Annotated in this window: 19 protein-coding genes and 1 riboswitch; of the genes, 15 read left to right on the forward strand and 4 right to left on the reverse strand. The window is 49.0% G+C overall.

The genetic code is table 11. The features are described 5' to 3' along the window. Window positions 1-171: 171 nt before the first annotated feature. From EYS13_RS14715 to amrS, 5 genes are all read left to right on the forward strand, one after another. Window positions 172-2,166 carry a methyl-accepting chemotaxis protein gene (locus tag EYS13_RS14715; RefSeq protein WP_227764184.1) on the forward strand — a complete coding sequence of 665 codons (1,995 nt, stop codon included), beginning with the start codon at window positions 172-174 and terminating at the stop codon, window positions 2,164-2,166. A 108-nt stretch (window positions 2,167-2,274) separates the two neighbouring features. Then, window positions 2,275-3,006 carry an N-acetylmuramoyl-L-alanine amidase gene (locus tag EYS13_RS14720; protein WP_227764185.1) on the forward strand — a complete coding sequence of 244 codons (732 nt, stop codon included), beginning with the start codon at window positions 2,275-2,277 and terminating at the stop codon, window positions 3,004-3,006. Between the two features lie 61 nt (window positions 3,007-3,067). Then, a complete protein-coding gene (locus EYS13_RS14725) occupies window positions 3,068-3,565 on the forward strand; it encodes a methylated-DNA--[protein]-cysteine S-methyltransferase (protein ID WP_227764187.1) in 498 nt (165 codons plus the stop codon). Between the two features lie 152 nt (window positions 3,566-3,717). Then, window positions 3,718-5,121, forward strand: a complete 1,404-nt coding sequence (gene amrA, locus EYS13_RS14730; RefSeq protein ID WP_227764189.1) for an AmmeMemoRadiSam system protein A — start codon at window positions 3,718-3,720, stop codon at window positions 5,119-5,121. A gap of 21 nt (window positions 5,122-5,142) precedes the next feature. Further along, a complete protein-coding gene (gene amrS, locus EYS13_RS14735; protein WP_227764191.1) occupies window positions 5,143-6,144 on the forward strand; it encodes an AmmeMemoRadiSam system radical SAM enzyme in 1,002 nt (333 codons plus the stop codon). Here the strand turns inward: amrS and EYS13_RS14740 are convergent, their stop codons facing one another. Continuing rightward, entirely contained in the window at window positions 6,145-6,738 is a 594-nt protein-coding gene (locus tag EYS13_RS14740; RefSeq protein ID WP_227764193.1) for a lysophospholipid acyltransferase family protein, read from the reverse strand. It abuts the gene before it with no gap. 215 nt (window positions 6,739-6,953) lie between these two features. On the opposite strand from EYS13_RS14740, the gene EYS13_RS14745 reads away from it, so the two are divergent. From EYS13_RS14745 to EYS13_RS14770, 6 genes are all read left to right on the forward strand, one after another. Beyond that, window positions 6,954-7,367, forward strand: coding sequence for an RrF2 family transcriptional regulator (locus tag EYS13_RS14745; RefSeq protein ID WP_227764194.1), 414 nt, complete (start codon window positions 6,954-6,956; stop codon window positions 7,365-7,367). 155 nt (window positions 7,368-7,522) lie between these two features. Further along, a complete protein-coding gene (locus EYS13_RS14750; protein ID WP_227764197.1) occupies window positions 7,523-8,908 on the forward strand; it encodes a cytochrome ubiquinol oxidase subunit I in 1,386 nt (461 codons plus the stop codon). Continuing rightward, on the forward strand, window positions 8,899-9,903 hold the full coding sequence (gene cydB, locus EYS13_RS14755) for a cytochrome d ubiquinol oxidase subunit II (protein WP_227764198.1): 1,005 nt from the start codon (window positions 8,899-8,901) through the stop codon (window positions 9,901-9,903). The genes EYS13_RS14750 and cydB overlap by 10 nt, the downstream gene beginning before the upstream one ends. Before the next feature lie 124 nt (window positions 9,904-10,027). Beyond that, window positions 10,028-11,752, forward strand: coding sequence for a thiol reductant ABC exporter subunit CydD (gene cydD / locus EYS13_RS14760; RefSeq protein WP_423055361.1), 1,725 nt, complete (start codon window positions 10,028-10,030; stop codon window positions 11,750-11,752). Further along, window positions 11,749-13,479, forward strand: coding sequence for a thiol reductant ABC exporter subunit CydC (cydC, locus tag EYS13_RS14765; RefSeq protein ID WP_227764203.1), 1,731 nt, complete (start codon window positions 11,749-11,751; stop codon window positions 13,477-13,479). The genes cydD and cydC overlap by 4 nt, the downstream gene beginning before the upstream one ends. A gap of 171 nt (window positions 13,480-13,650) precedes the next feature. Then, window positions 13,651-14,610, forward strand: a complete 960-nt coding sequence (locus EYS13_RS14770) for an aminopeptidase (protein ID WP_227764204.1) — start codon at window positions 13,651-13,653, stop codon at window positions 14,608-14,610. Between the two features lie 182 nt (window positions 14,611-14,792). On the opposite strand, the gene EYS13_RS14775 is transcribed toward EYS13_RS14770, so the two are convergent. Continuing rightward, the gene (locus EYS13_RS14775; RefSeq protein ID WP_227764206.1) at window positions 14,793-15,290 is read right to left on the reverse strand and encodes a prolyl-tRNA synthetase associated domain-containing protein; all 498 of its coding nucleotides are present in this window, start codon (window positions 15,288-15,290) and stop codon (window positions 14,793-14,795) included. Between the two features lie 278 nt (window positions 15,291-15,568). On the opposite strand from EYS13_RS14775, the gene EYS13_RS14780 reads away from it, so the two are divergent. Continuing rightward, window positions 15,569-15,811: a hypothetical protein gene (locus tag EYS13_RS14780; protein WP_227764207.1), complete on the forward strand. Its 243-nt coding sequence runs from the start codon at window positions 15,569-15,571 to the stop codon at window positions 15,809-15,811. Window positions 15,812-15,996: 185 nt separating this feature from the next. Here the strand turns inward: EYS13_RS14780 and EYS13_RS14785 are convergent, their stop codons facing one another. Both EYS13_RS14785 and EYS13_RS14790 read right to left on the reverse strand, forming a co-directional pair. Beyond that, window positions 15,997-16,143 (reverse strand): hypothetical protein, encoded by a 147-nt coding sequence (locus tag EYS13_RS14785; RefSeq protein WP_227764208.1) that lies wholly within the window; start codon window positions 16,141-16,143, stop codon window positions 15,997-15,999. Between the two features lie 340 nt (window positions 16,144-16,483). Then, the gene (locus tag EYS13_RS14790; protein ID WP_227764210.1) at window positions 16,484-17,131 is read right to left on the reverse strand and encodes a DUF1638 domain-containing protein; all 648 of its coding nucleotides are present in this window, start codon (window positions 17,129-17,131) and stop codon (window positions 16,484-16,486) included. A 314-nt stretch (window positions 17,132-17,445) separates the two neighbouring features. On the opposite strand from EYS13_RS14790, the gene speD reads away from it, so the two are divergent. The 3 genes from speD to thiC all read left to right on the forward strand — a co-directional run bounded on the left by speD (window position 17,446) and on the right by thiC (window position 20,475). After that, complete coding sequence (speD, locus tag EYS13_RS14795; protein WP_227764212.1) at window positions 17,446-18,273, forward strand: adenosylmethionine decarboxylase; 828 nt, start codon at window positions 17,446-17,448, stop codon at window positions 18,271-18,273. A 28-nt stretch (window positions 18,274-18,301) separates the two neighbouring features. Then, complete coding sequence (locus tag EYS13_RS14800; RefSeq protein ID WP_227764215.1) at window positions 18,302-18,760, forward strand: pyruvoyl-dependent arginine decarboxylase; 459 nt, start codon at window positions 18,302-18,304, stop codon at window positions 18,758-18,760. 103 nt (window positions 18,761-18,863) lie between these two features. Then, window positions 18,864-18,975: riboswitch (TPP riboswitch) on the forward strand. A 201-nt stretch (window positions 18,976-19,176) separates the two neighbouring features. Then, window positions 19,177-20,475, forward strand: coding sequence for a phosphomethylpyrimidine synthase ThiC (gene thiC, locus EYS13_RS14805; protein WP_227764217.1), 1,299 nt, complete (start codon window positions 19,177-19,179; stop codon window positions 20,473-20,475).

The following is a 20,475-nucleotide window of genomic DNA, read 5'->3' on the forward strand; positions in this document are numbered from 1 at the left end:
ATGCGACCGGTTTTTGTTTTTTAGGTGATAGGGATAAGCCAGTTAGTTAGCTGGATTGTTTTGTTATATTTTGGTGACAATTTAACAATGTTTAGAAGGAAATAGGTACAATTTGTCGAAAGATCACTCATCAGTGATGACTAGCAATTTGAAGAAGGGAGTTGGGTCGATTTGAAATTAAGACCAAAAAACGCTGGAGGAGTCAGCCTAAAGGTTTGGCTGGTTTCGATGCTGATGCTTTTTGCAGTTTTGCCGTTGGTGGCTGTAACAATTGTAGGAAACAGCGTTTTAACTGAAAATCTTAAAAACCTTATTTTTGATAGTAAAAAGGCGGCTGCCACAGCTGCTGCCAGGGAAATCGAAAGCTACATTTCGCACACCCGCTTGGCATTGTCTAATTTTTCCGGTCAAGAACTGGTTCATAACTTTGCGGAGCCGGAAGCACAACAGGTGGCAATTAAAAACCTGCAGGAGCATTACCCTCAACTGCAATATGTTTATGTGATGGATCGGGACGGAAAGGTACGGAATGTAAGCCCCAGGGAAGGATGGAACGATTGGGATTTTGGCGACAGGGACTGGTTTAAACAGGTCATGTCATCTGGGGAGCCCTATCTTTCCGGTTCCTTCATCTCCAACGCTACTAACCAGCCCATGGTCTTTACGGTCTATCCGCTTAAAAACCCGAGCGGAGAACTGGTGGGAGCAGTTGGAGCCAATATTGATCTTGAGAGGATCAGCAAGACGATTAACGCCTTGAAAGTAGGAAAAACAGGCTATGCCTTTGCTATCGACGGCAATGGTGTCATAACTGTGCATCCCAATCATGAATTAGTGTTGAAACAGGAGAAGTTTGAGAATGAACTGGCACAAGAAGCGCTGGCCGGAAAGACCGGCTCAGGTGAATACATCATTGATGGTAAAAAGAAAGTAGCTGCTTATGCGCCGGTAGAATCCCTGGGATGGGGTGTGTTTTTCACCCAGGACCGGGCAGAGGCTATGGCTGCTAAAGCTGAGATTACAGAGAGAATCATTTTGATACTTATTATCAGTATTATTTTGGCAATAGCATTGGGTTATGTACTATCTGACCGCATTGCCCGCTCTTTAAAAGAGCTGGTTAGTCATGCCGAGGTTTTGGCTCAAGGGGATTTCACCCGGGAGATTGAGCCTAAAGGGATGAGAGAGGAGCGGCAGCTAGGGTTGGCATTCAAGCGTATGCAGGAAAGCCTGCGTTCCCTGATTAAACAGGCTAACTCCAGTTCCCAGAACCTTGCGGCGTCCAGTGAGCAGTTGGCCAAAGCCGCGGAGGAAGTGGGAAGGTCTGCGCAGCAGGTCACCCAGACTGTACAGCAAATGGCAGCAGGCTCTCAGGAACAGGCGGGTCAAACTAATGAGATCATGGGTTATGTGGCTGATATGGCCCAAAGCATTACAGGTGTTAATACAGACATTCAGGAGGTTAACAAACGGGCCAATGTTGCCAAGGAAGAGGCAATGAAAGGCAGACAACATGTCCAGCAATCAGTTGCCCAGATGGAGCTCATCACTAATAAGGTAGACGAGACGGCCAAAGCGATTAAGGGGCTGGATGAGCGTTCAGGTAAAATTAGTGAGATTGTAAATCTTATTACGGGAATTGCGGAACAAACCAATTTGCTGGCTTTGAATGCTGCAATTGAAGCGGCTAGAGCCGGCGAGCAGGGCAGAGGTTTTGCGGTAGTGGCAGAAGAGGTCAGAAAACTGGCCGAAGAGTCGGCAAATGCCGCCAGGCAAATTGCCCAGCTTATTAAGGAAGTGCAGAATGAAACGAAACAATGCGTTGCTATTATGAATGAAAGCATCGACGAGGTGAGTTCCGGAACGGAAATTATCAACCAGGCCGAACAGTCTTTTGAGGAGATTGCCAAGGTGATTGAAGAACTTAACAGCAAGATTACCGGTGCTGCCTCTGGCGCCCTGCAAATTGTGGAAATGGCCGCCAAAGCCAAAGAAGGGATCGAAAATATTGCAGCTATAGGTCAGCAAGCGGCAAGCAGTACCCAGGAGGTGGCCGCTTCTGCCGAGGAGCAGTCAGCCTCAGTGGAGGAAATTGTCAGCTCTGTAGAAGAATTGGCCAGAATGGCACAAGAGCTGCAAGACGAGATTAAGGCCTTTAAAGTTTAGGTAGGCTTTTGCAATGAAAAGGTAAGAGGCAAGCAATAACCAGACATAGTGTTTTTCTTCCCCGCATATTGTTAGTAAAGAGTGAGTGGCTCTTGGGGAGGGAAATGTATGGCAAGATTCCGGTCTAAAGTTTTGCGGGTAAGGCTTCAGTATCTGGTTTACCTGGCCATTTTGACCGTGGTAGTGATTAACGGCTACAGGTTTGTGGGCTTAAGGCTGAACCAAGAGGCTATCGAGACTATGTCCTGGGCCTTGGCCAACAAAGTTGTGGTTATTGACCCCGGCCATGGCGGCTATGATCCTGGCAAGATTGGCGTCGCCGGTACCAAAGAAAAGGATTTAAACCTAGCCATCGCCAAAAAACTAGCCAGAGTAATGGGCAATGCCGGTGCCCTGGTGGTGTTAACCAGAGAAACCGATAAGGATTTAGTCACCCCGGGTGAAGGCACTATGAAAAAAAGAGACCTTGATAACCGCCTGAGAGTTGTGCAAGATGTCAAAGCTGACATCTATCTGGGCATTCAGGCCAACGCTTTTGGCACTCGCTGGACAGGAGCCCAAACTTTTTATAATATAAAAAATGAGGAAGGCAGGAAACTGGCAGTCAGCATCCAAAACGAGATTAAAAGGCAGCTAAGAAATACCGACCGTAAAGCATTGAAAATCAGCGATGAAAATTCTTATATGTTGAGAAATCTGCTGCACCTCCCTGCTGCTATTGTGGAAGTAGGCTTTATTTCCAATGCTGCCGAAGAAAAGCTTTTAAATGATCCTGACTACCAGCAAAAAATGGCCTTGGCTATTTACGGTGGCGTGGTAAAGTACCTGAATGGAGAGTAATTGTCAGCCGCAATAAATTTCTAAAAATCTTTTAACAAATAGGGGTGCAAGGATGGTGACAATGCGTTTTGCAATTTGGCAGACCCCCTTTGGGCATATGGGCGCCCTGGCCGGTGCAGCCGGGTTGATCTCCCTGACACTGCCTATGGAAAGCCCGGAAGATGTATTCCGGGAACTCTTGGGTAAAGGGGAACCTGCTCATGAGGACTCAGGATACTTTGCCGGTTTGATCCGCGCTTTAACAAATTACTTTAATGGACAAGAGCTGAACTGCAGCTGCCAGCTGGACTTAAGCAGACTTACCCCTTTCCGCAGAAAGGTTTTGCAGGCGGTAGCCACGATCCCTTATGGGCAGGTGCGTTCGTACAAATGGGTGGGGGAAAGTATCGGCTGTCTCAGGGGTTTCAGGGCTATTGGACAAGCCGTAGGTGCCAATCCCTTTCCTGTATTAATCCCATGCCACCGGGTGATCGCCAGCGACGGCAGCCTGGGGGGCTATACCGGGGGACTGGACCATAAGCGTAGGTTTCTGCGGCTTGAAGGGATAAAGATAAGTTAATAGCAAAACGTTGAACTTTTGTCACTGCAAAAATCGCCGTTTCGGTTTTAAGACCCAAGCGGCGATTTGATTTTAGGACAATAGGGAGCAAATACCCTGGATAAATTTTAGATCCGGGTAGAAACTACCAGTAGTATACGGAGGTGGATAGAATGGGAGAAATAGTGCATGCCGGTTTTTTGCCCCATCCACCGGTGATGGTGCCTGAGGTGGGCAAGGAAGAAACTTACCGGGTGAGCGAGAGCTTAGCGGCAGCCCGAAAGTTTGCCAGAGAACTAAAAGCCTTTGAACCGGAGGTAATAGTTTTAATTACCCCTCACGGAGCCGTTTTCCGTGATGCAGTGGCTATTAATATGGTACCTGAACTGAAGGGGGACCTGAAGCAGTTTGGAGCCGCCCAGGTTAAATTCAGGTTAAAAAACGATTTGCAGTTGGCGGAAGCCATAACCAGGCTTTCTTTAGGCAAGGGAATTGCTGTGGCCCAAGTGGATGAGGAGCTGGGCAGGGAGTACCAAGTCGGCACTGCTCTGGACCACGGGGCTATGGTGCCCCTGTATTTCCTGCAGGAAGCAGGGGTAAATGTGCCTTTAGTACATATCACCATGGGGCTTTTACCTTTGGAGGAGCTTTACCTCTTCGGAACTCTCATCCAGGATGCGGTGCTAATGAGCTCCAGAAAAGCAGCTGTGATTGCCAGCGGGGACTTATCCCATCGTCTGACTCCAGACGCACCTGCCGGGTATCACCCCAGGGGGAAAGAATTTGATGCGGAAATGCGAAGGCTGCTGGAAGCTGTAGATGCGCCGGGGATAATCAACCTACCTTCTGACTTGGTGGAACAGGCGGGAGAATGCGGTTTTCGCCCGCTGGTGATGCTTTTAGGTGCATTGGATGGTTACCAAGTAAAAGGAGAGGTGCTCTCCTACGAAGGGCCCTTTGGGGTAGGCTACCTGGTAGCGGCTTTAAAACCGCAAGGTCAATACCGGGAACTCCGGCTGGTAAACCGGCTTTTTAATGCTCGGACGGAAAAAATTAAAAATGCAAGAAAAGGGGAATCCTTTGCTGTAAGGCTTGCCAGGGAAACCCTGGAGGCTTATGTGACCACCGGGAAAATCATAGCAACTCCTAAGGAAGTACCCAGGGAATGGCCGGAGCAGGCGGGAACTTTTGTTTCCTTAAAGAAACACGGGCAACTCAGGGGCTGTATCGGCACGACAGCTCCAACCAGGGACAGTACTGCGGAAGAAATTATTTACAACGCCATCGCTGCCGGCACCCAGGACCCTCGTTTTGATCCGGTTACGACCGATGAATTGGACCAGTTAACCTATTCGGTGGATATTTTGGGGGAGCCGGAGAAAATACCCGACCCTAGCTTTCTGGACCCCAAAAAGTACGGCGTCATCGTGCGGCAGGGCAGGCGTTCAGGTTTGCTTTTGCCTGACCTGGAGGGTATAGACACTGTGGAGGAGCAGGTGGCGATTGCCAAGCGCAAGGCGGGAATTACAGGAAATGAATATACTTTAGAGAGATTTAAGGTAACGAGATATACATAACTGCTGGAAAGGGGGTTGGACGTGCGAGAAGCTAAATGGTACGAAAAGTTGGAGGGGAATGCAGTGCTCTGTCGGCTTTGCCCCCACGGCTGCCGGCTTGAGCCGGGCAAAACGGGAATCTGCCGGGTACGCACTAACGTGGGGGGTAGGCTGGAAACCAGGAACTATGGTTTGTGCACCTCTTTGGCCCTGGATCCTATTGAAAAAAAGCCCCTTTATCATTTTTACCCCGGCAAAAATATAGTTTCCCTGGGGACTGTGGGTTGTAACCTGCAGTGCGCCTTTTGCCAAAACTGGCATCTAGCCCATGGGGAGCCAGGTTTGGCCGAAATAACTCCCCGGGAGCTGGTGCAGGCCGCCTGCCAGGTGAAAGAAAAAGACTCCATTGGCATTGCTTACACTTATTCTGAGCCCACAGTATGGTATGAGTTTGTTTTGGAAGCTGCAGAACAAGCAAAAAGCGCAGATCTGCAAAATGTGCTGGTTACCAACGGCTTTATTAACGAAGAGCCTTTAAAAGAGTTGGCACCGGTAATCGATGCTTTAAATATTGATGTCAAAGGTTTCAGTACAGATTTCTACAGGAAAATAATCAAAGGCGATTACCGGCCGGTGTTAAGAACAGCGGAGCTGGCAAAAGAAGCAGGCTGCCATGTGGAAATTACTACGCTCCTCATTACGGGGCTAAATGATGGCGAAGAGGAAATCAAATCCCTGGTAGAGTGGCTGGCAGGTTCTTTGGGAGCTGACGTTCCGCTCCATTTTTCCAGGTATTTTCCCAATTACCAAATGGAAGCGCCGCCAACACCCCTGAAGACGCTACAAAAAGCCAGGGAAATCGCCAGGGAAAAGCTTCATTTTGTCTATATTGGCAACGCTCCCGAGCTGGATGGCAGTGACACTTATTGCCCCAAATGCGGGCGGGATGTTATTTCCCGCAGCGGTTACCGTGTGGCGCTGACGGGGCTTAAAGGGAAGGAATGCAAATACTGCGGGGAAGAGCTGGCCATTGTGGGGGTTTAATTAAGGTCGCTCCTCCAGCATCTCTGTGATTGCAGTCACAATTTCCCGCGAAAAGTTTTCCAATTCCTCTTTGCCTGCCCGCCCGTCGGCCTCGATGGGGAAGGAGATTGGTTTGCCTACCCGGACGATTACTTTGCCGCTAAACCCGGAAGTGCCAATTAGGGCCACAGGCAATACGGGTGCTCCGCTCTTTGCAGCCAGCATGGCTGCTCCTGCTTTAAAAGGAAGAAGCAACTGGCTGGTCTTATTGCGCCCTCCCTCGGGGAAGATGCCAAAGCAGCCTCCGTTATGCAGGATCTCCAGGGAGGCACGGATGGCTCCCCTGTCACCTGCTCCCCGTTTCACGGGAAATGCGCCTAAATGGTCGATGATCCACCCTAAAAGAGGGATGCGGAACAATTCTTCCTTGGCTAAGAAATGGACCTGCCGGTCAAAAGCGCAGCCTAATGCCACCGGATCTAAATAGCTAACATGGTTAGCAGCCAGAATGACCGGACCTTTGCTGGGCAGGTTTTCGGCTCCCTCCACCTGCCAGCGCCGGAATGTTTTTAAATAAATACGGCAGAGACCCCTGGCAAATTCATAAAAGGTCATTGTACTTCTCTCCTGTCGTTATGTAATACTACCTAACATCATAACCCAGAATGGATAAATTAAAAACATAGAAAATTAACAGCCGGTTTAATTAGATGTAACAAACAAATAAAATTTTATAGTATAAGCGGGGAAAAACTTGACGACACGGGCAAAGTGGGTTACAGTGTAATTGATAAACTATACAAAAATAGTATAGAATAGGAGCAACTCAAGTGCAACTAAACCAGGCAACTGATTACGCTTTTCGAGCAGTATTATACTTAGCAAACCTCCCCCAGGATGAAGTTGTTACCGCCCAGACTATTGCAAGTGCGGAAGAAATTCCGATGCGGTTTTTGCTCAAAATTATGAGGTCCCTTACCCATGCCGGGGTGGTAAAATCCTTTCGCGGCGTCGAGGGCGGCTATGCCTTGGCCAAACCGCCGGCGGAAATCACTCTCCTGGATGTGGTTGAAGCTATTGAAGGGCCTGTTTACATTAACCGCTGCCTCTTGGATAAGGAATACTGCAGCAAACATTGGGCCAATAGGTGTGCAATTCATCACGTACTGGGGGAGATCCAGTCGAGCCTGCTTGAGCAGCTGGGTAGCCATACATTTGCCGATCTGCTGAAGCAGAAACAGTAAATGTATCACTTCAGCAAAAAGGGGGTGCCTGAAAGTGTAAACTATACTATCTTACTACACTTTACGGAGGGGGAGACCGAACCAAAGATTACTGTTTTTTTATGGTTGTAAAGTATACTGTTGCGGTATACATAAGCAATTAGGGAGGGAAACCGATGGATCAACTTTTGCTGGCAAGGTGGCAGTTTGGCATTACTACTGTCTATCACTTTTTATTTGTGCCTTTAACCCTGGGGCTTTCCATTCTGGTGGCCATCATGGAGACTATTTACGTCCGCACAGGGAATGAGACCTATCAAAAGATGGCCAAGTTCTGGGGCAAACTCTTTTTGATCAATTTTGCTATGGGAGTGGTCACCGGCATCGTGCAGGAATTTCAATTCGGGATGAACTGGTCGGGCTATTCCCGCTTCGTAGGTGATATTTTTGGCGCCCCCCTGGCGGTGGAAGCACTGGCTGCTTTTTTTATCGAGTCAACTTTTATTGGTTTATGGATTTTTGGCTGGGATAAGCTATCCAAAACTGTACATGCGGCTACCATTTGGCTGGTGGCTTTTGCTACCAATCTCTCCGCTTTCTGGATCCTGGTGGCCAATTCCTTTATGCAGGCGCCGGTAGGCTATGTGCTTAGGAATGGCCGGGCTGAAATGACCGAATTCTTTGCTCTCTTGAGCAATCGCCATGTCTGGTACCAGTTTCCGCATACGGTCCTTTCCGGGTTTACTACTGCGGCCTTTTTCGTGATGGGCATCAGCGCCTATCATCTAATGAGGAAAAACTACTCCGACTTTTTCCGCCGTTCCTTCCGGCTGGGCCTTATTTTCGGAGTGGCCAGCATTCTTTTGGTATCAGCCGTTGGCCATTTTCAGGGACAGTACCTAACCCAGGCCCAGCCTATGAAAATGGCAGCAGCTGAAGCCCTGTGGGAGAGCGCGGACCCGGCACCGCTTGCGGTGCTGGCAATCATTGATGAACAAAACCAAACTAACTCTGCTGAAATCCAGCTTCCCGGTTTGCTGAGTTTTTTGACGTATAACAAATTCAGCGGAGAGGTCAAAGGGATTAAGGAAATTCAAGCTGAGTACGAGACAGAGTATGGCCCCGGCAACTATATCCCGCCGGTGGTGCCTGTTTTCTGGAGTTTCCGCATCATGGTGCTGGCCGGCGTGCTGATGGCCATCCTGGCGCTTTATGGACTTTACCTGCAACAAACCGGGCAGTTGGAAAATAAGCAGGGTTTCCTAAAAGCCATGCTTTGGGCTATACCTTTACCCTACATCGCCAATACCGGCGGGTGGCTCATGGCCGAGATCGGCCGTCAACCCTGGATTGTCCAAGGGCTGCAGCGGGTAGAAGAAGCTATTTCACCGGCAGTTTCGACCGGAGCAGTTTTGACCAGCTTGCTCGGGTTTACGCTGCTCTACGGGGTTTTGGCAGTAGCTGATGTTTACCTGCTCAGCAAGTATGCCAAACAGGGGCCTGAAGAAAAGATTTTGGACGATAGAGTAGGGACTTCTAAGGAGGTGTCGTTATGGACCTAAATACAATCTGGTTTAGTCTGGTTGCAGTCCTGTTCACCGGTTTTTTCTTTCTGGAAGGCTTTGATTACGGCGTGGGCATCCTCTTGCCTTTTTTAGGGAAAAATGATACGGAACGCCGCATGATAATCAACACCATCGGGCCTGTGTGGGATGGCAACGAGGTTTGGATGCTCACCGCCGGCGGAGCCATGTTTGCCGCTTTCCCCAATTGGTATGCCACTCTCTTCAGCGGTTTTTACCTGGCACTCTTCCTGATGCTGGCGGCTCTGATTGTGCGTGGCGTGGCTTTTGAGTTTCGCAGCAAAGACCCGAGCCCCGCTTGGCGAAACATGTGGGACTGGGCTATTTTTGCCGGCAGCCTCTTGCCTGCTCTCCTCTGGGGTGTGGCCATGACCAACCTGCTTCAGGGTGTGCCCATCGATGCACAGATGGAGTACGTAGGGTCCTTCTGGAACCTCCTTTCCCCTTACACCCTGGTGGGCGGAATAGCGGGGCTGTTGGTCTTTATCCTGCACGGAGCTATTTTCCTGAGCCTGAAGATTGACGGGGAGATAATGGAGCGGGCCCGCCAGAAAGCTTTGGCAGCAGGCGTTTTGGCCATACCCGCGGTTTTACTTCTGGCGGTTTTAAGCTACACCCAGACAGACCTTTTTGCCAAAGCGGGTGCCGGAGCCGTGCTGATTGGGTCCCTGATGGCTCTTGTGGCCGCTTATTTGCTGCTCAGTCGCGGCAAGCCCGGCTGGGCCCTGGTGGCAAATGGTTTAACTATAGTATGCTACATTGCGGCCATTTTCTGGGGACTTTTCCCAAGGGTCATGGTCTCCAGCCTTAATCCCGACTGGAGTCTAACTATTTACAACGCATCCTCAAGCCCTTATACCCTAAAAGTGATGACTATAGTTGCCCTTACTTTGGTGCCCATCGTGCTGGCTTACCAAGCCTGGACTTACTGGATCTTTCGCCGGCGCGTCGGGCCAAAAAATTTGGAGTATTAAATCCAAAATGCTGCATCAAATGGGGTGAGGTGAAGACTTCACCCCATTACACAGCCACTCAATTTTTACCGGCCCCCTTTAGTTGGTGCGGTAATGGAAGCTATATTCCGGGGGAGGTATAATGATGCTGGACAAAAAGCTGATGACTGAAGCTAAAAAATCCCGGCGTTTTCTAGCCCTGACCATAACCTTGGGAATGTTCACCGGTCTATTAACCGTGCTGCAAGCGGGCTATTTTGCTCGGGTAGTAAGTGGCGTTTTTCTTCGAGGGGAGGGGTTGAGGCAGGTTTGGCACTGGCTCATGTTTCTTTTAGCTGTCATTGTGCTGCGAGCCGGAAGTGCCTGGCTGGCGGAAGTAGTCGCTTACCGTGCTGCCGCCCGGATTAAAGAAGACTTGCGCCAGAGGCTATTGGCCCATCTTTTTGCTTTGGGACCGCTATATGCCCGGGGGGAGCGTACCGGTGAACTGGTCAATCTGGTGGTTGAGGGAGTCGAGTCGTTAGAGGCTTATTTTGCCCGCTATCTCCCCCAACTGGCTTTATCTGTCCTGGTACCTGTACTTATTCTGGGGTTCGTTTTTCCGCTGGATTTGCTTTCTGGTTTCATCATGTTATTTACTGCCCCCTTAATTCCCCTTTTTATGATTTTAATTGGAAAATGGGCAGACCATCTTACCCAAAGACAATGGGATGACTTAAGCCGCATGAGCGCCCATTTCCTGGACGTTTTGCAAGGTCTCACCACCCTTAAAATCTTTGGCCGGAGCAAAGACCAACTGGAAATAATAGCCAGGTTCAGTGACCGCTTCCGGGTAAGTACATTAGGGGTGCTGCGGGTAGCATTCCTTTCGGCACTGGTTTTGGAACTTTTCTCCACCATCAGTACCGCGCTGGTGGCAGTGGCTTTAGGACTGCGCCTGGTGTATGCCCGGATCACCTTCGAACAGGCCTTTTTTCTTTTGCTCCTGGCGCCTGAGTTTTACCTGCCGCTGCGCATGTTAGGTGCCCAGTTTCATGCAGGGCTCACCGGGGTTAGCGCCGCGAAACGGATTTATGAGGTGCTGGGACTGCTTCCGCCGGGGAACAGCCAGGGTAGTACCCCCTTGTCCACACAAGTGCAGCTTCACCTCACCTTTCAGGACGTCCATTATGCCTACGATGGTAACCGGCCGGCTTTGCAGGGGGTTTCTTTTAAAGTCCGGCCCGGGGAACGGGTGGCCCTGGTAGGTGCCAGCGGGTCGGGAAAAAGCACAGTAGCCGGTTTACTGCTCCGCTTTATGGAACCGGACTCGGGCCGGATTACCGTAAATGGGATGCCGCTTAGAGAGCTGCCCGCCCAGGAGTGGCTGCGCCTGGTAGCATACGTACCTCAGCACCCCTACCTCTTTACCGGGACTGTGCGTGCTAACATCTCCCTGGGACAACCGGAAGCCTCCATGGAGGAGGTAATAGCAGCAGCCAAACTGGCGAGAGCTCATGACTTTATCTGCAGCCTGCCGCAGGGGTATGATACTCCCCTAGGCGAAAGGGGAATGGGGCTGAGCGGCGGTCAGGCCCGGCGCATCGCTATTGCTCGAGCTTTCCTTAGAAATGCGCCACTGCTGCTTCTGGATGAAGCTACTGCCGGCCTGGACCCGGAAAATGAGCAGGAAATTGAGGCGGCTCTGGACTCCCTGATGCAGGGCCGTACAGCGCTGATCATTGCCCACCGGCTTTCTACAGTCCGGCGGGCTGACCGGGTGCTGGTGCTGGATAAGGGAAGGGTTGCGGAAGCAGGGAAACATGAGGAGCTGATGCAGAGGGAAGGAATTTATTACCACCTTGTAACCGCGTTTGGAGGTGCAGCATGAGTATTTTTCTTAGACTTATCAAGCTGTTGGCTCCTAGCTGGAAATCCATGCTGTTGGCCACTATCTTGGCCTCTTTAACTGTTGGCAGCAATGTGGGCCTCTTGGCCGCTTCCGCCTATCTCATCTCATGCGCGGCGCTGCACCCTCCGGTACTGGATTTAATGCCATTAATCGTAGGCGTGCGTTTTTTTGGCATTTCCCGGGCTGTTTTCCGTTATTTGGAGCGCTACGTTTCCCACGATGTTACTTTCAGGATTCTCAAGGAAGTGCGGGTTTGGTTTTACGTGCGGCTGGAGCCTTTGGCACCACAAGTGTTTAAGAATTACAGGAGCGGTGAGCTTTTAAGCGGCATAGTGGCCGATGTGGAAACGCTGAAGGATTTCTACCTGCGGGTTTTGGCACCCCCTCTTATGGCTCTGCTGGTACTTCCGGTAACGTTTCTCTTTCTGGCCCGCCATGATCTTAAACTAGGGTTGGCACTGCTCCCGTTCTTCTTGTTGGCCGGGATTGGAGCGCCGCTGGGAGTAAGGGTTTTGAGCCGGGGAATAGGCAGCAGGATGGTGGGGATAAAATCTGCCCTCAATGCTCATCTGGTGGATTGCATTCAGGGAATGACTGAGCTTGCTGCTTTCGGTCAGGAGAAAAGGCATCTCGCGGTGGCTCGGGAGCTGGGCTGTGAATTGGTACTCCAGCAGGGAAAGGCTGCGGGATTGTCGGGGCTTTCCACTGCTTTGACAGGCTTGAGTTCGAACCTGGCTTTATGGTCCATATTGGTGCTGTCTATTCGGGCGGTGGAAAGCGGCCAACTCAAAGGAACTTATTTGGCTATGCTAGCTTTAGCTGCTTTTGGCAGCTTTGAGGCGATAGCTCCTTTGCCACTTGCCTGGCGGCATTTGGAGGAAAGCTTGGCGGCAGCCCGACGGCTTTTCCAGATTAGCGATGGGGGACCGGCGGTACCAGACTCTCCTGAAGGAAACATTAGGCCCCAAGGTTATGATTTAAAGGTGAAAAACTTAAGCTTTCGCTATGATGACCATGGACCTTGGGTTCTGCAGGATATAAATCTGGAGCTGCCAGCGGGAAAACGGGTGGCAGTAGTGGGCCCCAGCGGTGCAGGTAAAAGCACTCTGGTCAACTTACTTTTACGCTTCTGGGACTGTGAGGAAGGAACAATCCTTTTAGGGGGGCGCCAGCTTAAGGATTATCCCCAGGAAGAAGTGCGGCGGCTTTTTAGCGTGGTTAGCCAGCATACCTACCTTTTCAACGTCACCGTCCGGGAAAACCTGCTTCTGGCGAGGCCTACGGCCAGCCAGGAAGAGATGTTCCAGGCTGCCCGGGAGGCCCGTATCCATGAGTTTATTCAAAGTCTGCCTCAAGGCTATGATACCTACGTTGGGGAAGGGGGATTCAAGCTTTCCGGTGGCCAGCGCCAGCGGGTGGCTATTGCCCGAGCGCTTCTAAGGAACGCCCCAATTTTGGTGCTGGATGAGGTTACAACCGGACTGGATGCGGTTACCGAGCGGGAAGTATGGGATGCGCTCAGGAATGTGATGCAGGGACGGACCACCCTGGTGATTACTCACCACCTGGCGGGTTTGGAAGATATGGATGAGATTATAGTTCTACAGGGGGGCCGGGCTGTAGAGCGGGGCACGGAGCAGGAACTGTTAAAGCAAGGCGGACTTTACCGCCAGATGTGGGAACTGCAGCACCAGGTATTGAGATAAAGAAAACTTGGCTTACACCAAGCTTTAAAGCTGGTGGAAGCCCTAGTTGCACTTATGCAGGTAAAAATAAAATATTTCTGGTCTGTCAAGGTTTAGCTTTGCTAAAATGAATATAGCAAATTCTTTTTTGGAATCATTATGTTGAATCCTAGAGTAGGAAGTGATTAGTGTATGACTGATTTAGCCACAGCGGCCCGGGTGGTGCTGGGCGACTGCATGGGAGTCAAAGCAGGGGAAAAGGTGCTGGTGGTAGTGGATACCCCGCTCAGGAATATCGGGCAGGTGTTGCTCCAGGCGGCGGTGGAAAAAGAAGCGGAGGCCGTCTACATGGAGATGCTTCCCCGGGAAAGCAATGGCCAGGAGCCTCCCCGGCAGGTGGCGGCAGCCATGTTGGAAGCTGATGTAGTGCTTATGGCAACCTCCAAATCCTTATCTCATACCAGGGCCAGGAAAGAAGCCAACAACCGGGGAGCACGGGTGGCCTCGCTGCCTGGTTTGACGGAAGAGGTAATGGCCCGTACCTTAAGTTCGGGCTACGGCCACATTGCCGACCTCTGCAGGCTTTACGCAGCCAAAATAACGGGAGCACGGGAAGTCAGGATTACCACCGCAAAAGGAACGGATTTAATATTCTCCCTGGAAGGCCGCATGGGTGTAGCTGATACAGGTTTACTTCATGCTCCGGGGGCTTTCGGCAATTTGCCGGCCGGGGAGGCTTATATCGCCCCGCTGGAGGGCACGGCGCAAGGAATCCTGGTGGTTGACGGCTCTATGGCAGGGGTGGGCCTCATCCAGGAGCCTATTAAAATTAAGGTGGAAAACGGACTGGCAACGGAGATAACAGGCGGCGAAGAGGCTAAGAAACTCAACGCCCTGATGGAAAAACACGGGCAAAAAGCCCGCAACATTGCCGAGCTGGGCATCGGCCTGAACGACCAGGCGAAGATTACCGGGGTGGTCCTGGAGGATGAAAAGGCCTTGGGAACCATCCATATTGCCCTGGGCGATAACAGCACCTTTGGCGGCACGGTGGAAGTTGACAGCCACCTGGACGGCATTGTATTAAACCCCACAGTAACTGTGGACGGGGAAGTTATAATCGAAAACGGAAAGTTGCAACTGCACAAATAGTTACTCTTATAACAGTAGCCCGGCCTTATGCCGGGCTCAGACTTTAGGACCTATTATGAGCCTGCATGTATTATGAAGCGGGACTTGTTTCGCTCTAGGCTGGCAGCTTTGCTAGAGGTTAACGCGTGCGAGTTTGTCCATAGTGAAATAATACATGCGAGCTTTATCTACAGCGGGACGTTTTATTCTAACTGGATGTAGGTCGTTTTGTTGCCGCAGTGCCCCAAAAATTTTTGGAAATCATTCGTAGATATGGTGAGAGTGGCTGTATTGACGTTGGGATGGAAGTTGACCTGCTCCGCCTCCATGATGTCGCTGTCGATTAATACTTCTACCTTTTTCTCTACATCGTTGACCAGGCCGAAGGGAGAAACGGCCCCCGCCTCGAGACCCAAATACTCGAAAAGTTTTTCTGCAGGAGCAAAACGCAGATTTTTTGCCTCCAACTGCCGGTATAACTGCTTAAAATCCAGCTTTTTTGAATTGACCAAAACTACCAAGTAGTAGTGCTCTTTATTTTTATCGCATAAAAATATATTTTTGCAGTGGGTGCCGGGAATACCTTTTTCATATTGCTTAGCTTCTTCCACCGTATAAACAGGGGGGTGCTCATGCCTGATATAAGGAATATTTAATTTTTCCAGATAAGCGTAAACTTTTTGTTCTCGCTGGCTAACCATATCTTCCACTCCTTGTTCCGGGTAAAGGTTTTTAACTGTATTATATTATACCAGAAAAGACTGCTAGTACGGTTTTGAGAGCGTTCCTTCTTGGGTTTATACGGACTAAATCCGACCGGCAGAAATTGTACTGATTAATTTGTTGGCGGTAGGAATAAGGCAACTTTTGCCGAAGTTTTTAATTAGAAGTAGCGGTATGAAATTCAAAAGTTTGGAGGTGAAACGGTTTTCCTTTTGCTATCCGTTCCGAAAAAAGAGACAAGGAGTGTTTGTTTTAAATGAAGTACACTGGCAAATATCTTGCAAAGATTGAGTCTATCAGAAATTCGGAAGAGTATAATGCATTTGTTCAGAGAGCCACTGAAGAGCATGGATATCAAGTTACCGGCATGTTCAGGGCGGAAAACGGCAGGGCAGTATGCATCAACTGCGGAGGACACCTGGAAGGCACTGGTTCGGGAAGGTATCGCTGCGATTCCTGCGATTCGGTTGCAATCAGAGCTTGGGTAGCAGAAGAATGATAAGGGGTTGAACAGCAATAAATAACCATTGGGGATTAAACAGCTAGTGGACAGGGTTCATTAGCTGTTTTTTTATGCGTTTTTTGTTAACTAAAGGTTACAGTGGCAGCTACTGTGGCTTTAAATTACGGGCTTACCAAAAAAGATCTGTTCAACAAGAAAGGAACGCCTGACGCATTCCTTTTTCAAATGTCGATTTGATGTTTGCCACAGCTCTTCCATGTTTTCACTTCCCGCGGCGACTTAACAGGTTGCCCGGAAGCGGACAGATCCAGCTCAGCTAATTCCTCTTGCTTTGTTTGGCATGTGCCGTCAAAAATGGTTTCCGGCATGTAATTCCCCCTTTGCTCTACTGGGGTAGTATGCCCAAAAAGTGGAGGAATTATTTACCCAGCTTATGATGAGAAAGGCGCCAACGATAACCAGGAAGATGCTGGCCAGCAGTTTGGCTGAAAAATGCTCCGCTTTTCTTAAAAAAATCCAGCTTAAAGTAAGATGAAAAGGGGCGAAGTATTTTTCAAAGCCGCAGTCACGGAAACGGAACCGCCGGCAGAGAGTGCGAGGAAAACCATCAACATCCCGGTGGTGTTGCCAAAACCGCCGAGGGTAAAAATAAGACTCCTGCATGGAGTCGTAAAAATTGCCATGGTTCATGCTTGCCTGCGGCTTCTTTTACAAAAAGGAACGCTGCATGATGATTTGGCCCGGCGGGTTGACCACGAATTCTTGGTCCCATTCTCCTCGGACCAATTTGCGCAGTAAGCGCAGCGACCCCTCCCGTTCTGCGAAGTTTACTCCCAAGTATGCGGCAACTTCCCGGGCATAATCCCGGTACCGGTCCAGCCCCTCCAGCTCCGTATAGATAAAAACTACGCGCTGGTAGTTGCTGTACATCTGATCAATAAAGGATTGGGCCAGCTCTTCGCCGTAGTCTTTGGCATACCGGCGGAACTCGGCAAGGGGCTCGGCTTCCTGGTCAATCCAACCTTTACTCAAATAAATGGTGGCGGGGAATTGTTCAAATTCCCGGTCATAAGCTGCTCTTGAGCCGAGGAGGAGGCTGATGCAGTCATGGGTTTTTGGCACCACCAGGGTATGTTTGGGCGATCTAAGATGGGCTGTGCCATTGGAACATAATCCATAACCGAAAAGCAGGGTGTCAAATTCCTGGGCTGCATCAATCCGCTGCTGCAGTTCCCTGGTTAATTTAGTAGGGACCCGGTGCAGCGCGTATTCCAGAAATTCGCATTCCAGTTCCGGAGGCTTCACCGCCAGCACCTCATCCTCCATAGTTTTGCAGGCAAAAATCTTACACTTCATAAATCTTTCCCTCTATGTCATCTTAGGTTATGCGTTTTTCTTTTACAACAAATTATGTCATAATTCAGATAATTGGCCGGAGTATATTATAAGTACATATATTAAGTACATATATTATAACTTGCAGTTCATTTCCTGCACAGGGAAAAAAACGGCATGTCAGGTAAAATACCTGTTTCTATTGGGCAAGTTTCCTGCCTAGACCATAAGCATAAAGCAATTGCCGGGCCTGGGTTATTACAAGTATATTTTTTTCCTAGAACTGCACAATATTTTAGGTGGTGAAGATTTAGACAAGTGGAAGGAGACAACCTGTGAAAATTAAACCAATAAACAAGAAATTGAAGCTCTATGGGTTTAATAACCTGACCAAAACGCTGAGCTTTAATTTGTATGACATCTGCTATACCTTAAGTCCTGAACACCAAAAGGAATATATTGAATACATAGACGAGGAGTATAACGCGGACCGGTTAGTAAGCATTTTGACAGATGTGGCTAAAATCATCGGTGCCAACGTGCTCAACGTGGCCAACCAGGACTATGACCCGCAAGGGGCAAGCGTTACCATGCTGGTGGCAGAAAATGAGGTGCTGCATGAACAGCCGGTGAATGTAGTTGATAATGAGTCACCGGGACCTTCGTCGGAAGCGGTTGTGGGACATTTGGACAAAAGCCATATTACAGTCCATACTTATCCGGAAAGCCATCCCTACAAAGGCATTAGCACGTTCCGTGCTGACATAGACGTTTCCACTTGCGGCCAGATATCACCCCTTAAAGCCTTAAATTATTTAATCACCAGCTTTGAACCGGACATCGCCATTATCGATTACCGGGTCAGGGGGTTTACCCGGGATGTAAACGGCAAAAAATATTATATCGACCATAAGATTAACTCCATCCAAAACTATATGACCGGTAAAACCCGGGAACTATACCAGATGATCGATGTAAATATTTATCAGGAGAATATCTTTCATACCAAGATGATTCTTAAGGAATTCGATTTGGACCATTATTTATTCGGGACTGCCAAGAAAGAACTGCCACCGGCAGAACGGAAAAAAATCAAGCAGCGCATCAAAAAGGAAATGCTGGAAATATATTATGGTAAGAATATGCCGACAGTCAGGGGCTAATTGAAAAATGTTTCGAGGAGTTGATTATATGCTTCCAATTCCCAAAAAATTTTTTGTGACTAGCGGCTGTGCGGAAGGTGATTCTGAGTTAACTGCTTTTGACGGGGCGTTGTTAAAGGCCGGCATCGGAAACATAAATTTGCTGAAAGTCAGCAGCATCCTTCCCCCCGGTGCCCAATTTGCGCCCGGTCTTGAGTTCCCAGCGGGGGCCATGGTACCTACCGCTTATGGTACTATTGTCTGCACCGAACCGGGTACCACGATTGCGGCTGCCATAGCAGTGGGCCTATCTGAAAGTTCTTTCGGAATAATTATGGAGTTAGTAGGCAAACTTACCAGGCAAGAGGCGGAAGAGAAAATCCAAGGCATGGTTCAAGAGTCTTTTGCCATGAGAAAAATGGAATTGAAAGAAATTAAAATCTCGGCAGCAGAACATACCGTACAAAAAATAGGGTGCGCTGTGGCAGCGGCACCCATGTGGTATTAGCAGTTAAAAAACTGCTTCCACAACCTCTTACCTTTATTTGTATTTTTTGCTTGTTTTTGTATTAGATATAGGCTAAAATAAAGATAAATTTAAATAAAACTGCATCTTGCACTAGGGGAGCTGAAGAGGTCAGCTGAGATGAAGAACCGATGAATTCTTTGACCCTTGAACCTGATCTGGATAATGCCAGCGTAGGGAAGTGACGCGTATCATGTACAAATTATTTTGTACGTTGAATTGTTAGCACAAATCTCACCTGGGATTTGTGCTTTTTATTTTGGCGTTATTTCCCGGAAAATGACAACTGAATTAAGCTGGTAACCATTAACTGGGGGGGATCCTTATGTCTAACTAAGTGTTAATGTGTTCAAAGCTATTCTCTTTTTTGAATTTATCCTAAGAAAGGTGTGAAGACAATGACCCAACTGGAAGCGGCTAAAAAAGGTATTATCACGGAGGAAATGGAGAAAGCGGCCCGGTTCGAAAAGATATCTGCGGAAGAACTGCGGGAAAAAATCGCCTCAGGGGAAGCAGTATTACCCTGTAATGTAAACCACAAAGGAATTACCCCTATGGCTGTAGGGAAAGGTTTATCTACCAAGGTAAATGCTAATCTTGGTACATCCGATGCTTATCCGGAAGTAGAAAAGGAACTGGAAAAATTGCATGCAGCCATTAAGGCAGGAGCAAATTCGGTGATGGATTTAAGCACAGGAGGAGATATTGACCAGGTTAGAAAAAAGATTATTGAGGCCAGTCCTGTGATGGTTGGTTCTGTTCCAATGTATCAAGTTCTGGTGGAGAACCAGAGAAAGGGCAAAGGCATGATTGAAATGACGGCAGATGATATTTTTGCCGGCATTGAAAAACACTGTGCGGACGGTGTGGATTTTATTACCGTTCACTGCGGTGTAAATTTGGAAGTCATCGAGGAATTAAAAGAAAAGGGTAGAGTTATGGACATTGTTTCCCGGGGAGGATCTTTTATCACGGCTTGGATGTTGCATAACCAAAAACAGAACCCCTTATATGAAGAATTCGACCGGCTTTTGGAAATCGCTAAAAAGTATGATGTTACTCTAAGCCTTGGAGATGGGTTAAGGCCCGGGTGTCTGGCAGATGCTACCGATGCTCCGCAAATTCAAGAATTAATGATCCTGGGAGGACTGGTAAAAAGGGCAAGGGAAGCAGGAGTTCAAGTGATGGTAGAAGGTCCTGGCCATGTGCCTCTAGACCAAATTGAAGCCAACATGAAGCTGGAAAAGACATTATGCTATAATGCGCCTTTTTATGTGTTAGGGCCTATAGTGACCGATGTAGCACCGGGGTATGATCATATTACCTCTGCCATAGGCGGCGCTATAGCAGCTTCGTCAGGCGCTGACTTTCTCTGTTATGTGACACCGGCGGAACATCTTGGCCTGCCTACGGTGGAAGATGTGAAAGAGGGGGTAATTGCAGCCAGGATCGCAGCCCATGCCGCCGATATTGTCAAAGGTGTAAAAGGCGCCTGGGAGTGGGATCTGGAAATGGCCAAAGCCAGGAAAGGATTGGACTGGCAAAAGCAAATTGACTTATCTATGGACCCTGAAAAAGCGGCTAAAATGCGCAAAGAGAAAAATGAAGATGATCAGGAATGCTGCACCATGTGTGGCAAGTTCTGCGCCTACAAGCTGATCAGCGAATATCTGGGAACTACATTTACAGGTTGTTAA

The organism is Zhaonella formicivorans (assembly GCF_004353525.1).
Taxonomy (GTDB): Bacteria; Bacillota; DUOV01; order DUOV01; family Zhaonellaceae; genus Zhaonella; species Zhaonella formicivorans.

Coding starts and splice junctions, on each gene's coding strand:
- EYS13_RS14720 (WP_227764185.1), top strand. CDS start 2,275: ATGGCAAGATTCCGGTCTAAAGTTTTGCGGGTAAGGCTTCAGTATCTG.
- cydB (WP_227764198.1), top strand. CDS start 8,899: ATGGACCTAAATACAATCTGGTTTAGTCTGGTTGCAGTCCTGTTCACC.
- EYS13_RS14780 (WP_227764207.1), top strand. CDS start 15,569: ATGAAGTACACTGGCAAATATCTTGCAAAGATTGAGTCTATCAGAAAT.
- EYS13_RS14785 (WP_227764208.1), bottom strand. CDS start 16,143: ATGCCGGAAACCATTTTTGACGGCACATGCCAAACAAAGCAAGAGGAA.
- amrA (WP_227764189.1), top strand. CDS start 3,718: ATGGGAGAAATAGTGCATGCCGGTTTTTTGCCCCATCCACCGGTGATG.
- EYS13_RS14750 (WP_227764197.1), top strand. CDS start 7,523: ATGGATCAACTTTTGCTGGCAAGGTGGCAGTTTGGCATTACTACTGTC.
- thiC (WP_227764217.1), top strand. CDS start 19,177: ATGACCCAACTGGAAGCGGCTAAAAAAGGTATTATCACGGAGGAAATG.
- EYS13_RS14740 (WP_227764193.1), bottom strand. CDS start 6,738: ATGACCTTTTATGAATTTGCCAGGGGTCTCTGCCGTATTTATTTAAAA.
- cydC (WP_227764203.1), top strand. CDS start 11,749: ATGAGTATTTTTCTTAGACTTATCAAGCTGTTGGCTCCTAGCTGGAAA.
- cydD (WP_423055361.1), top strand. CDS start 10,028: ATGCTGGACAAAAAGCTGATGACTGAAGCTAAAAAATCCCGGCGTTTT.
- EYS13_RS14800 (WP_227764215.1), top strand. CDS start 18,302: ATGCTTCCAATTCCCAAAAAATTTTTTGTGACTAGCGGCTGTGCGGAA.
- EYS13_RS14775 (WP_227764206.1), bottom strand. CDS start 15,290: ATGGTTAGCCAGCGAGAACAAAAAGTTTACGCTTATCTGGAAAAATTA.
- EYS13_RS14770 (WP_227764204.1), top strand. CDS start 13,651: ATGACTGATTTAGCCACAGCGGCCCGGGTGGTGCTGGGCGACTGCATG.
- EYS13_RS14725 (WP_227764187.1), top strand. CDS start 3,068: ATGCGTTTTGCAATTTGGCAGACCCCCTTTGGGCATATGGGCGCCCTG.
- EYS13_RS14790 (WP_227764210.1), bottom strand. CDS start 17,131: ATGAAGTGTAAGATTTTTGCCTGCAAAACTATGGAGGATGAGGTGCTG.